Source organism: Sulfitobacter sp. GN1-4, assembly GCF_055693825.1.
Window position 1 is genome coordinate 790059 of record NZ_JBVFUQ010000003.1, and the last position, 12691, is coordinate 802749.

The following is a 12691-nucleotide window of genomic DNA, read 5'->3' on the forward strand; positions in this document are numbered from 1 at the left end:
GGGGATCATCGTGGAAAAAGTGCTCATCACGCGGCCATTGCCGGAAAAGGTACAGGCAGCGGCCAAGGCCCGGTTTGACGTGACCGTGCGGCAAGAGACGCTGCCGCTCACACCGGCAGAGCTGACCGAGGCGCTGACAGCATACGACGGCGTATTGCCCACATTGGGCGATCAGTTCTCGGCTGATCTGTTTGAACAAAAGCCCCGCTGCCGTATCCTGGCCAACTTTGGCGTCGGCTTTAACCACATCAACGCCGATGCTGCGCGGGCGGCGGGCGTGGAAGTGACCAACACCCCCGGTGCCGTCACCGATGCCACCGCAGATATCGCGCTGACGCTGATGCTGATGACCTGCCGCCGCGCGGGCGAAGGGGAGCGGTTGGTGCGCGCAGGCCAGTGGCCGGGCTGGCATCCCACTCAGCTGTTGGGGATGCACATGTCGGGCAAGACGGTGGGCATCGTCGGCATGGGCCGGATCGGCAAGGCGATTGCCCAGCGCGCGCATTTCGGCTTTGGCATGAAGGTGGTGTTCTACAATCGGTCGCAGGTCACCGGCCTGCCCTTTGAGGCCCAGCAGCTTGGCAGCCTGGCAGAGGTTATGGGGGCCGCAGATGTCACTGTGTTGGCGGTGCCTGCCTCCCCCCAGACCCATCACCTGATCAATGCTGAGGCTTTGGCGGCGATGACGCCGGACAGCTATCTGATCAACATCGCGCGCGGCGATGTGGTGGACGAAGCAGCGCTGATCGCCGCCTTGCAGGCCGGACAGCTCGCAGGCGCGGGGCTAGATGTTTATGAACATGAACCTGTCGTGCCCGATGCGCTGAAGGCGATGGAGAACGTGACCTTGCTGCCCCACCTTGGCACCTCAGCCTTGGAGGTGCGCGAAGGCATGGGGCTGATGGCGGTGGACAACCTCATTGCCTTCTTTGACGGCAAAGCGGTTCCCAACCCGGTTTAGGGTCCTGCGACTGCCTGCTACTCCACCGGCGGGGCACCGCCCGCCTTGGTCGCCTTTTCGATGTAGGTGGCCAAACGGTCTGGCACAGCCTCGCCCGTCTTGGGCGGGGTGAAATTGTCCAAGAGCGATTCCCAGATCGCCGTGGCGCGCACATCTGCGGTTTGCGCGCCGGCCTCTTCCCAGCGCCGTAGTTGCTTAGGTCAGAGACGACGGGCGCATAAAAGGCATCGGCATAGCGGTCCATCGTGTGCTGCGTGGCAAAGAAATGCCCGCCCGGATCGACATCCGCCAGCGCGTCAAAACCAATCTCTGCCTCAGCGCCTGAGGGTTTGTTGCACAGCTCTGCGCACATCTGCACCGCTTCGATATCGGTGATGAACTTTTCATAACCAAAGCTCAGCCCCCCTTCGAGCCAGCCTGCGGAATGCACGTTCACGGTGGCATTGGCCATCATCCCGCCCCACAAACCATTGACCAATTCGGTGGCCCCCTGCGCATCCGCGATGTTGCCCGCCGATCCCGCGGCTGAGCGCCAGGGCAGATCAATATGCCGCGCCAGCTGGCCCGCGCCGATCTGCATTTTCACATGTTCAGGCGTGCCAAAAGCAGGGGAGCCGGATTTCATATCCACGTTAGAGCTGAACCCCCCATAGCTCACCGGCGCGCCCGCCTTGGTCAGCTGCGACAGCGCGATGCAGCACAGCGCCTCAGCGTGTTGCAAGGTCAGCGCGCCGGCCACGGTGATCGGGGCCATGGCACCTGCCAGACAAAAGGGCGTGATGATCGGCATCTGGCCTGCGCGGGCATAATCAATCACGCCCTGCGCCATTGGGTTGTCCAAAAGCCGGGGAGAGTTGGAGTTGATCACCGTGGTGCACCAGGACGACGCCGCAAACTCTTCGTCCGACAGATCAAAGCCCAGCTGGATCATCTCAAAGTTCTGCTGCACCTGCGCGCGCCCCCGGGCATAGGTAAAGAGCGGTTTGTCGCAAAACTGCATCTCAGCCATTGTCATCTGGTAGTGGCGCAGATGCACGGGGATGTCCTGCGGCTCAGCCATGGGGCTGAGCAGGTGGATGACGTCAAAACTTTGCACCAGCTTCAGCGTCTCAACAAAGGCGGTCAGATCACCGGGGCGGCGCCCGCGCCGATAATCGGTGGCATTGGGGCACCCGGCCCCGGCCATAAAGATCATCGCGCCGTTTTCATAAGTTAGCGATTTGTCCGGGTTGATGGCCGATATCGGAATGGAGGAGGGGGCCGTTTGCAACGCCGCCTCAACGATGTCGCGGCCCACAAAGACCATCTCATCCTCAACCCGCGCGCCGCCTTTGGCAAAGATCTCGCGCGCCTCGGGCAGCAGGATTTTCATCCCCAGCTCTTCCAGCACCCGCAAGGCCGTGTTGTGGATCGCGGCGACTTCGTCGTCTGAAAACACCTGTTGAGGTGGAAAGGGATGGCGCAGCTGGCGGTAGTTGGGGGCCCGGCTGGGGGTGGCCTGCGCCTGCTGGGCGCGGCGGCGGCCGCCTGCACGGCGCGGTTTGGTGTCTTGGTCCATAAGATCCTCCGTCGTGAGCGTAGCGGGGCAAAGCCGTGGCCCTCTTGAGCGTTTGCGACGTAGTATGTCGTCTTTTGCACGTGCCCTGGCGCATCTCGGGTCTGGTGAATTTGACAGATCGCCTTGAATTACGGATTTGTTAGCGCTAACAAGGCCGCAACACCGCAGGTGAACGCCTGCACCAGCATTCCAAGGAGCATGTCCATGACAACGCATATCGCCATCAACGGATTTGGCCGCATTGGCCGTTGTGTCCTCAGAGCCGTTTTTGAAAGCGGGCGGAGCGACATCAAAGTGGTGGCGATCAACGATCTGGCCCCGCCCGATCGTTTGGCGCATCTGCTGAAATACGACAGCGTGCATGGCACCTTCAACCAAGACGTGAGCCTGGACGGCGATACGCTCACCGTCGCAGGCCAAAAGATCCGCCTCAGCTCTGAGCGGGATCCGGCCGCCCTGGCCTGGTCTGATGTGGACATCGCCATGGAATGCACCGGCGTGTTCAACAGCAAGGATAAAGCGGGCCTGCATCTGCAGAACGGCTCCAAACGGGTGCTGGTTTCGGCTCCGGCCTCGGGCGTGGACCGCACGGTGGTCTTTGGCGTCAACCACACAGAGCTGACGGCAGAGGATGTCGTCGTCTCCAACGCCTCTTGCACCACCAACTGCTTGGCACCCGTGGCCAAGGTGCTAGACGATACATTCGGCATCAAGACCGGCTATATGACAACTGTGCACGCCTATACGGGCGACCAGCCCACCCATGACACCGATCACAAAGACCTCTACCGCGCGCGCGCAGCGGCGCTGTCCATCGTGCCCACCTCAACAGGGGCGGCGCGGGCGATCTCTCTGGTGCTGCCACATCTGGAAGGCAAGCTTGAAGGCTCCGCCCTGCGGGTGCCCACGGCCAATGTCTCCATGGTAGATCTGTGCGTGATGACCGACAAACCTGCCACGGTCGACGCGGTCAATGCGGCGATGCAAGCGGCCTCGACAGGTCCGCTCAAGGGCGTGCTGGGCTATGAAGAAGCACCGCTGGTGTCGTCTGATTATAACCACAACCCGCTGTCGTCGGTCTTTGCCCCCGCGCTCAGCAGTGTGACCGGCGATGGTATGGTGCGCATTGTCAGCTGGTATGACAACGAATGGGGCTTCTCCAACCGGATGCTCGACACGGCGGGCCATATGGCCGCTCTTATCTAAGCCACATCTGGCCCCAAGGAGGACAGCCCAATGACCGTGCACAGCGCATTGCAAGCCATCACCCAGCGCATCATCGAGCGCAGCGAAGGGCCACGAGGCACCTATCTGGCGCGGATGCGCGCGGCGCAAAGCAAAGGCCCCTCGCGCGCGCATTTGTCTTGCAGCGGGCAGGCCCATGCCTATGCGGGCGCGGGCGATGATCAGGGTGCGCTGGCCACGGGCACGGCGGGGAACCTTGGGATTGTGACCGCCTATAACGACATGCTCAGCGCGCATCAGCCGTTTGAGCATTTTCCCCCCATCTTGCGTGACGCAGCCCGCAGCGTGGGCGGCACCGCCCAGGTCGCAGGTGGCGTGCCCGCGATGTGTGACGGCGTGACCCAGGGCGAGGCGGGCATGGAGCTGAGCCTCTTTTCCCGTGACGTCATTGCAATGGCCGCAGGCGTGTCTCTCAGCCACAATGTCTATGATGCGGCGGTCTTTTTGGGCGTCTGCGACAAGATCGTGCCGGGCCTGGTGATCGGCGCGCAGGCCTTCGGGCATTTGCCCGCCGTCTTTGTGCCCGCAGGGCCGATGACCAGCGGGTTGGCCAATGATGACAAAGCCAAGGTGCGCCAGGAATTCGCCGCTGGCGAATGTGGCCGCGACAAGCTGATGGCGGCAGAGATGGCGGCTTACCATGGGCCGGGCACCTGCACCTTTTACGGCACCGCCAACACCAACCAGATGTTGATGGAGTTCATGGGCCTGCACCTGCCGGGCACCAGTTTCATCAATCCGGGAAATAAAATGCGTGAAGCGCTTACCGCTGAGGCCGCGCGCCGCGCGCTGTCGCTGTCAGCTTTGGGCAATCACTACACGCCGGTCTGCGATATCCTGGATGAGAAAGCCTTTGTGAACGGCATGGTGGGCTTGATGGCCACGGGCGGCTCTACCAACCTGCTGATCCACCTGGTGGCGATGGCGCGGGCGGGCGGCATTCTGCTGACGCCTGAAGATTTCTCTGACGTCTCGGATCTGGTGCCGCTCTTGGCGCGGGTCTATCCAAACGGGCTGGCGGATGTGAATCACTTCCACGCCGCCGGTGGTCTGGGCTATCTGATCGGAGAGCTGTTGGACGGCGGGATGCTGCACCCCGATACCAAAACCGTCGCCGGTGACGGCCTGGCCCATTACACGCAAGAACCTTTTTTGGAAAACGGAGAATTGATCTGGAAGCCCGGCACCAAGACCAGCCTCAACCCCAAGATCGTCACACCCCTGTCTGAGCCCTTCCAGAAAACCGGGGGCCTCAAACGGCTCAAAGGGAGCCTGGGCGCGGGCGTGATCAAGATCTCTGCCGTGGCCCCAGAACACCATGTGGTAGAGGCCCCCGCCCGGGTCTTTCACACCCAAGAGGACGTCAAGGCCGCCTTTAAGGCCGGTGAATTTGACGGCGACGTGATTGTGGTTGTCCGCTTTCAGGGCCCCAAGGCCAACGGCATGCCTGAGCTGCACAGCCTCACGCCGCTGTTGGCCATCCTGCAAGGGCGCGGGCAAAAAGTGGCGCTGGTCACCGATGGCCGCATGTCCGGGGCCTCGGGCAAAGTGCCGGCCGCGATCCACGTCTGCCCCGAGGCAGTGGACGGCGGGCCGATTGCCCGCATCCAAGACGGTGATCTGTTGCGCGTCGATGCAGCCGCAGGCACCTTGGACATTCTGACCCAAGGCGTGATGGAACGCGCCTGTGTCACGGCCGATCTTAGCGCCTCTCACGCAGGCACGGGGCGCGAGCTTTTTGCCCCGTTCCGCGCGGCGGTGGGCACGGCGGACAGCGGTGCCGCTGTCTTTGGCTGGTAGGAGGGCAAGACCATGAACACCGCATCAAAATCTGACGCGACCCGCAAGCTTTGTGCCCTGGCCCCGATTGTGCCAGTGCTGGTGGTGCACGACGTAGCCCAGGCCCGCCCCCTGGCAGAAGCCTTGGTCAAAGGCGGTCTGCCGGTGCTTGAGGTGACCCTGCGCACCCCGGCGGCCTTGGAGGTCATCTCGGAGATGGCGCAAGTGCCCGGCGGGCATGTCGGCGCGGGCACGCTGGTGACGCCTCAGGATGTGCAGGCCGCCAAGGCCGCAGGCGCGACCTTCGGCGTCTCTCCCGGTGCCACGGATGCGCTTTTGGATGCCGCAGAGGCCGCAGCCCTGCCGATGCTGCCCGGTGCCGCCACCGCGTCCGAGGCGATGGCGCTTTTGGCGCGCGGCTATGATGTGCTGAAGTTCTTTCCGGCAGAGGCCTCCGGCGGTGTCGCAGCGCTCAAAGGCATCGGCGGGCCTCTGCCGCAAATCACCTTCTGCCCCACCGGCGGGATCAGCCCGGCGAATGCCGGCGATTATCTGGCATTGTCCAATGTGATCTGCGCAGGCGGCAGCTGGGTGGCCCCCAGCGATCTGGTGCAGGCGGGGGACTGGGCGGGAATTGAGGCTTTGGCCCGCGCGGCTGCTGGCTTGGGCTAATTCCTTGAACGGAATTGCCCCAGACACTTCAAAGTGTCTGGCCCTCGAAAAAACCCATCCCACCGGTTTTCCCCCGCCTTCAGCTGGTGTATCGCTCAGCGATGGCAACTTGGGCAGATCTAGACGCAGAGCTTGACCTCTGGCAGGCCGCAGGCGAAACGCCCACCTTCTGGTGGCGCGACGATGATTGTGAGGCCCCGACCGCCGCACTCGACACGCTCATCGCCCTCAGCGCCAAACACGGCGCCCCCCTGCATCTGGCCGTGATCCCCCACGCGATTGATCCAGACCTCGCACCGCGCCTCACCGCAGCCCCGCATGTCTGGTCGATGCAGCACGGTCTGCGCCACAAGAACCATGAACCCAAAGGCGCGCGCGCCTCTGAGATGGGCCAGCACCGCGATCTGGCCGCGACCGGTGCCGACCTGAAAGACGGCTGGCAGCGCTTGCAGGCCGCCGCTTTGCCGCGCCTTCTGCCGGTGCTCGTCCCACCACTGGACGCGGATCGGCGAAAAGGTTGTGCCGCATCTGCCAGAGTGGGGCTACCTGGCGCTCTCTTGCTTTGACCGCCGCCCCAACCCCGCGCCCACAGGCCCGCTGCAGCTCTTTCACGGCCACATTGAGCCGCTGCGCTGGCGGCCCGATGCGCGTTTTGCGGGGGATGAGAAAACCCTGAGCATGTGCGTCCAGCACCTGCGCGAACGCCGCACCGGTGTGGCAGAGCGGGATGAGCCAACCTGCCTCGTCACCCACCATTTGCAAACCCCGGACGCGGTTTGGGACTTTTGCGATGCCTTTTGTGACCGGCTCGCGCACCGTGCCCGCGCCCGCTGGATCCCGCTTCAAACCCTCCTAAACCGGAGCTGACATGGTTGATATTACCTACGCCCGCCCAGATGAACGCGAAGAAGTCGCACAATTCATGAAGGCCGTCTTCACCCGCGCCAAATGGGACATCGACGGCTGGCGCAGGCTGCTAGCGGGGCGCTGGTGCGGACCAGAGGGGCGCTTTGCCATCACCGTGCGCGATGCGGGTAAACTGGTGGGCGTGCTGGGCCTTGTCTATGCCGACCGGATGACCAGCGGCGGGCTGCGCACCACGGCGGATATGACCTCATGGTACATCCTGAAAGACTATCGTGGCCAGGGCATCGGCCAACAGATGCTCGCACTGGCCACCTCTGATCCGGAGGTGACCGTCACCAATTTCTCCTCCGCCAAGGCCGCGGTCAGCGTTTTGGTCAACGCAGGGCTCACCGTGCTCGACAAGGAACGCCTCGTCTGGGAACCCGCGCCCAACACCAAAGGCCTGGTGGTGCATGACGATCCGCTGTCGCTGGGCGATAGGCTGTCGGAAAAAGACCGCAAGGTCATCGGCGATCACCAGGGTCTCAAACTGCGCCACCTGGCAGTGGAAACGCCTGACGGCCTGGTGGCCATGGTCCTCTACCCGCAGAAAAAGAACGAAGGTTATGCGACCCACGAAGTGATGTACCTGGGCAACCAACCAGTCTTTGCCCAGCACGCCCATGCCATCGCCGCCGCTGTACTGCCCGAACGCGAGGCGATCCTGTCGCTCGACCGCCGCTTTGCCGCAGACGGCATCCAATGCGACGACGTGCGCCCCTTTGCCACCCCGCGCTATTGCCAGCCGGGGCTGCTGAAGTGGTCAGAGATCGACATGCTTTATTCTGAATGCGTGTTGCTGAACATCAAGATCCACTAGGGCAATCTGCCCCTCGGCCCGCTACTGCTCCCGTGCTGCGCGCACCCAGGCGACAATCACCGCCCGGTCCTCCGGATCCATCTCAAAGGCATTGGGCGGCGGCATCGCATGGCTCATCCCCGCCTGCAAATAGATCTGGCCCGCATGTCGCGCCACATCGCCGGGCGTCTCTAGCACGACGCCTTTCGGGGCCCAGCGGATGCCGTCCCACACAGGCGCGCGTGCATGGCACATCGCGCAATTGGACTGCACCGCGTCATAGGCCGCGTCAAACCCCGCCGCTGAGGCAAAGCGCGCCTCATGCGCCGTAAGGCTGCGCGCCTCCGCGTCCTCATAGCTTTCCGTGCCAGAGGCCGTAGACAGCCAGGCAATCAGAATGAAAATCAACACCGTCACCGCCCAGGTCCAATGTGGGCCTGCACCCGTGGCATGAAGCGTGTTGAAATAATGCCGGATCGTCACGCCGGTCAGAAAGATCAAACTGGCAATGATCCAGGCATATTCTGTGCCAAAGGCCAGCGGATAATGATTCGACAGCATCAAGAAAATCACCGGCAAGGTGAGGTAGTTGTTATGGGTTGAGCGCAGCTTGGCGATCTTGCCGTATTTGGCATCGGGCGTGCGCCCAGCCTGCAAATCCGCCACCACAATGCGCTGGTTGGGCATGATGATGAAAAACACATTGGCCGTCATGATCGTGGCCGTAAACGCCCCCAAATGCAGCAGCGCCGCCCGCCCGGTAAAGATCTGATCATACCCCCAGGCCATCGCCACCAGAATGGCAAAAAGCAGCAGCATCAACACCGTGGGCTGATCGCCCAAGGGTGATTTGCACAGCGCATCATAGGCCAGCCACCCAATGGTCAAGGACCCCGCAGAAATCAGAATGCCTTGCCACAGCGCCAGTTCCGCCTTGCTGGGATCCAGCAGATACAACTCCCCGCCCACCCAATAGACAATCATCAACAGCGCCGCGCCGGACAGCCAGGTGAAATAGCTCTGCCATTTGTGCCAGATCAGATGCTCCGGCATATGCTCAGGGGCCACCATGTACTTTTGAATGTGGTAAAATCCGCCGCCATGGACCTGCCATTCCTCACCGCTAACACCGGCAGGGGCATGGGCCACCTTTTTCAGCCCCAGATCCAGCGCAATGAAAAAGAACGACGCCCCAATCCAGGCCATCGCCGTGATCACATGCAGCCAGCGGACCGCAAAGCCGATCCAATCCCAAACCACGGCAAGTTCAAACATGCTGACCCCTTTAGATTCGCACCCGCCACTCTAGCGCCCTTTGCCCCGCCCCACACCCCGGAGCCTCGCCAAAAATGCACCACCCTCGCTTCATCTTTCCAATACAACTTACAGCGCAGCATCTTCCCCAGACACAACGCCCATGGTGCAGGTCCGGCCCACGAAGAAATCCCTACTTAAGTGTTAAATTCGCCGTAACACACTGAAAGAAGTGGGATTCACCCCGCTGTCCCCGCGGGGACACGCAGGCCTCTATCCCCTCCGGGGGCAGGCGCTCAGCTGCCTCGATAGGTCGAATAGCCAAAGGGCGACAGCAGCAGCGGCACGTGATAATGCGCGGCCTGCGACATGCCAAAGCGGATCGGGATCTCATCCAAAAACCGTGGCGCTTCGGGGGGCGTGCCCACGGCGTCCAAATAGGCACCGGCATAAAACACCAACTCATAGCGTCCTGTGGCAAACTGATCGGCAGGCAAGATCTGGCTGTCGGTGCGGCCATCAGCATTGGTGGTGAGCGTGTTCAGCAACACACGCTCTGTGCCTTCCAGACGAAAAAGCTCAATTTGCAAACCCGCCGCCGGGCAGCCGCGCGCTGTGTCAAGAACATGGGTGGTCAGATATCCGGTCATGGCAGCCTCCGTTGCTTGCCCCTCTATAGGCCCAAGGGGCCGCCTCTTTCAAAGGCTTCCGTGTCAAAGCCCCTTTCGCTGGGATTTGCTTGCCCCTAGGCTATCCAGCGCAATGCCACTTCGCATGAGGGACAGGATGAACAGATATCCGCGCGACATGACAGGATATGGGGCCAGGCCCCCGCTGCCGCTTGGCCCGGCGGGGCCAAGATCGCGGTGCAGATCGTGCTGAACTATGAAGAAGGCGGGGAGAACAACATCCTGCACGGCGATGCCGCCTCTGAAGCGTTCCTGTCTGAGATCACCGGGGCCGCCCCTTGGCCCGGGCAGCGGCACTGGAATATGGAGACCCTCTATGAATACGGCAGCCGCGCAGGCTTTTGGCGGCTGCACCGGATGTTGGGGGATCTGCCCCTGACGGTCTACGGTGTGGCCACAGCTCTGGCGCGCGCCCCGCAACAGGTGGCCGCGATGAAAGACGCCGGCTGGGAGATCGCCAGCCACGGGCTGAAGTGGATCGAATACAAAGACATGGCCGAGGCGGACGAACGCGCGGACATGGCCGAAGCGGTCCGCCTACACACAGAGGTCACCGGTGCGGCTCCGCGCGGCTGGTACACCGGGCGCTGTTCGATGAACACGGTCCGTCTGGCCGCAGAAACCGGGCAGTTTGACTATGTCGCAGACAGCTACGCGGATGATCTGCCCTATTGGCTGGCCACGGCTGGCCGCGATCAACTGATCGTGCCCTATACGATGGATTGCAACGACATGCGTTTTGCCATTCAGGCGGGCTTTACCAGCGGGGATCAGTTTGAAAGCTATCTGAAAGACAGCTTTGATCTGCTCTATGCCGAAGGCCAGGCAGGCGCGCCCAAGATGTTGTCCATCGGTCTGCACTGCCGCATCGCCGGGCGTCCCGGCCGGGCCGCCGCGCTACAGCGGGCACTGGAGCATATGAAATCCCATGACGGTGTGTGGTTTGCCACCCGCCTTGAGATTGCGGAGCATTGGGCCAAGACCCATCCACCCCAGCCCGGCCCGCGCCCATCGCAGATGAGCCGCGCAGACTTTGTTGCGGCCTTTGGTGGGATTTTTGAGCACAGCGCCTGGGTCGCCGAAGGCGCCTTTGATCTGGAGCTGGGCCCGACCCATGACAGCGCCCAGGGCGTGCATGCAGCCCTGGCACGGGTGTTCCGATCCGCCAGCGATGCCGCACGGCTTGAGGTTTTGCGCGCGCACCCCGACTTGGCGGGCAAACTGGCCGCGGCCAAACGCTTGACGGCAGAGTCGACCGCTGAGCAAGCCTCAGCCGGTCTGGACGCGTTAACGGATGATGAACGCGCCGATTTTATGCGCCTCAACACCGCCTATACCGAAAAGTTCGGCTTCCCCTTCATCATCGCCGTGCGCGACAACACCAAGGCCAGCATTCTTGCGGCCTTTGAACGGCGCATCACCCATGACCGACAAACCGAGTTTACTGAGGCCTGCCGCCAGGTGGAACGGATCGCAGAGCTGCGGCTGAATGAGGCGCTGGGCGCATGAGCCAGACCCTAATCCCCACCCCGCTGACCGCCGCCGCCTTTGCCGCCTTCGGCGATGTGTTGGAGGTGTCGGGCACGCCGGATAAGATGATCAACCAAGGCCGCTGCGGACGGTTTCATGACCGGGCACGCCTGGACTTTGACACGGGCCGCGCGGGCATCAGCCTGTTTCAAAGTGACTGTGTCACCTTGCCCCTCAAGGTCGAGATGATGGAGCGGCACCCGCAGGGCGGCCAAGCTTTTTTGCCGATGTCGCAAGATCCGTTTTTGGTGCTGGTCGCCTCAGATAAGGGCGGTGCGCCCCACGCCCCTCAGGCCTTTCTGACGGCGCCGGGGCAGGGGATCAACCTGCACAAAGGCACCTGGCATGGGGTGCTGACCCCGCTGGGCGGACCGGGGCTGTTTGCGGTGGTGGACCGGATCGGAGAGGGCGCGAACCTGCAAGAGCATTGGTTCGATGTGCCCTTCACCGTGGTGGACGCGGCCTAAAGCGTCAGCGGCATGTGCCGGTTGACGTCCTTGTAAAGCAGATAGCGGAACTTGCCCGGACCCCCGGCATAGCAAGCCTGCGGGCAGAAGGCGCGCAGCCACATGTAATCGCCTGCTTCCACCTCAACCCAGTCCTGGTTCAGCCGGTAGGCGGCCTTGCCCTCGAGCACATAAAGCCCGTGTTCCATCACATGGGTTTCCAGAAAAGGGATCACGCCGCCCGGTTCAAAGGTGACGATGTTGACATGCATGTCGTGGCGCAGATCCGCAGGATCGACGAAACGGGTCGTGGCCCATTTGCCATCCGTATCGGGCATGGCGATGGGGGCCACGTCTTGGTCGCTGGTGACAAAAGCCTCGGGCGGGGGCAGGCCTTCGACCGCGCGGTAGGCTTTGCGAGATCCAATGGAAGGTGGCGGGGGCGTCGCCGGTGTTGTGGATCTGCCAGGCCTGGCCTGCGGGCAGATAGGCATAGCCGCCGGGGGCAAGCGCATATGTCTGGCCACCTGTCGTGAGCGTGGCTGTGCCCGCAACCACGAACAAAACCGCCTGGGCTGACAGATCCGTCTCTGGCTGGTCTGAGCCGCCGCCTGGGCTGATTTCTGTGATGTAGTGGGAAAAGGTTTCCGCAAAGCCGGTCATCGGACGGGCCAGCACCCAATGGCGCGCGCCTTCCCAGAAAGGCAGAAAGCTGGTCACGATGTCGCGCATCGTCCCCTTGGGGATGACAGCATAGGCATCGGTAAAGACCGCACGGTCCGTGAGCAATTGCTCTTGCGAAGGCAGACCGCCTGTCGGCGCGTAATAGCGAGGGGGCATAGAGTTTCCTTT

At 62.6% G+C, this 12691-nt stretch carries 11 protein-coding genes and 2 pseudogenes; 9 read left to right on the top strand and 4 right to left on the bottom strand.

Annotated elements, in window-relative coordinates:
- Positions 1-10 precede the first annotated feature (10 nt).
- The gene (locus ACZ1HM_RS04405) at positions 11-961 is read left to right on the top strand and encodes a 2-hydroxyacid dehydrogenase (protein ID WP_472741492.1); all 951 of its coding nucleotides are present in this window, start codon (positions 11-13) and stop codon (positions 959-961) included.
- Here ACZ1HM_RS04405 and ACZ1HM_RS04410 read toward each other — a convergent pair.
- On the bottom strand, positions 918-2519 hold the full coding sequence (locus ACZ1HM_RS04410; protein ID WP_472741494.1) for a trimethylamine methyltransferase family protein: 1602 nt from the start codon (positions 2517-2519) through the stop codon (positions 918-920). The two genes, ACZ1HM_RS04405 and ACZ1HM_RS04410, sit on opposite strands and share 44 nt — an antisense overlap.
- Before the next feature lie 204 nt (positions 2520-2723).
- On the opposite strand from ACZ1HM_RS04410, the gene gap reads away from it, so the two are divergent.
- The 6 genes from gap to ACZ1HM_RS04440 all read left to right on the top strand — a co-directional run bounded on the left by gap (position 2724) and on the right by ACZ1HM_RS04440 (position 7941).
- A complete protein-coding gene (gene gap, locus ACZ1HM_RS04415; RefSeq protein WP_472741496.1) occupies positions 2724-3725 on the top strand; it encodes a type I glyceraldehyde-3-phosphate dehydrogenase in 1002 nt (333 codons plus the stop codon).
- 30 nt (positions 3726-3755) lie between these two features.
- Positions 3756-5564 carry a phosphogluconate dehydratase gene (gene edd, locus ACZ1HM_RS04420; RefSeq protein ID WP_472741498.1) on the top strand — a complete coding sequence of 603 codons (1809 nt, stop codon included), beginning with the start codon at positions 3756-3758 and terminating at the stop codon, positions 5562-5564.
- Between the two features lie 12 nt (positions 5565-5576).
- Positions 5577-6215: a bifunctional 4-hydroxy-2-oxoglutarate aldolase/2-dehydro-3-deoxy-phosphogluconate aldolase gene (gene eda, locus ACZ1HM_RS04425; RefSeq protein WP_472741500.1), complete on the top strand. Its 639-nt coding sequence runs from the start codon at positions 5577-5579 to the stop codon at positions 6213-6215.
- Positions 6216-6316: 101 nt separating this feature from the next.
- A complete protein-coding gene (locus ACZ1HM_RS04430) occupies positions 6317-6781 on the top strand; it encodes a polysaccharide deacetylase family protein (RefSeq protein WP_472741502.1) in 465 nt (154 codons plus the stop codon).
- On the top strand, positions 6735-7082 hold the full coding sequence (locus ACZ1HM_RS04435) for a polysaccharide deacetylase family protein (protein WP_472741504.1): 348 nt from the start codon (positions 6735-6737) through the stop codon (positions 7080-7082). Before ACZ1HM_RS04430 ends, ACZ1HM_RS04435 begins: the two co-directional genes overlap by 47 nt.
- A gap of 1 nt (position 7083) precedes the next feature.
- Positions 7084-7941, top strand: coding sequence for a GNAT family N-acetyltransferase (locus ACZ1HM_RS04440; protein WP_472741506.1), 858 nt, complete (start codon positions 7084-7086; stop codon positions 7939-7941).
- A 21-nt stretch (positions 7942-7962) separates the two neighbouring features.
- Here the strand turns inward: ACZ1HM_RS04440 and ACZ1HM_RS04445 are convergent, their stop codons facing one another.
- Both ACZ1HM_RS04445 and uraH read right to left on the bottom strand, forming a co-directional pair.
- A complete protein-coding gene (locus tag ACZ1HM_RS04445; RefSeq protein WP_472741508.1) occupies positions 7963-9195 on the bottom strand; it encodes a urate hydroxylase PuuD in 1233 nt (410 codons plus the stop codon).
- Between the two features lie 275 nt (positions 9196-9470).
- The gene (gene uraH, locus ACZ1HM_RS04450; RefSeq protein WP_472741510.1) at positions 9471-9824 is read right to left on the bottom strand and encodes a hydroxyisourate hydrolase; all 354 of its coding nucleotides are present in this window, start codon (positions 9822-9824) and stop codon (positions 9471-9473) included.
- 136 nt (positions 9825-9960) lie between these two features.
- Between uraH and puuE the strand changes: the two are divergent.
- Both puuE and ACZ1HM_RS04460 read left to right on the top strand, forming a co-directional pair.
- A pseudogene (puuE, locus tag ACZ1HM_RS04455) lies at positions 9961-11372 on the top strand (allantoinase PuuE).
- Positions 11369-11860: an ureidoglycolate lyase gene (locus tag ACZ1HM_RS04460; protein ID WP_472741512.1), complete on the top strand. Its 492-nt coding sequence runs from the start codon at positions 11369-11371 to the stop codon at positions 11858-11860. The pseudogene puuE and the gene ACZ1HM_RS04460 overlap by 4 nt, the downstream one beginning before the upstream one ends.
- Here the strand turns inward: ACZ1HM_RS04460 and ACZ1HM_RS04465 are convergent.
- Positions 11857-12679 (bottom strand): annotated as a pseudogene (locus tag ACZ1HM_RS04465) (bifunctional allantoicase/(S)-ureidoglycine aminohydrolase). The gene ACZ1HM_RS04460 and the pseudogene ACZ1HM_RS04465 overlap by 4 nt on opposite strands.
- Positions 12680-12691 lie beyond the last annotated feature (12 nt).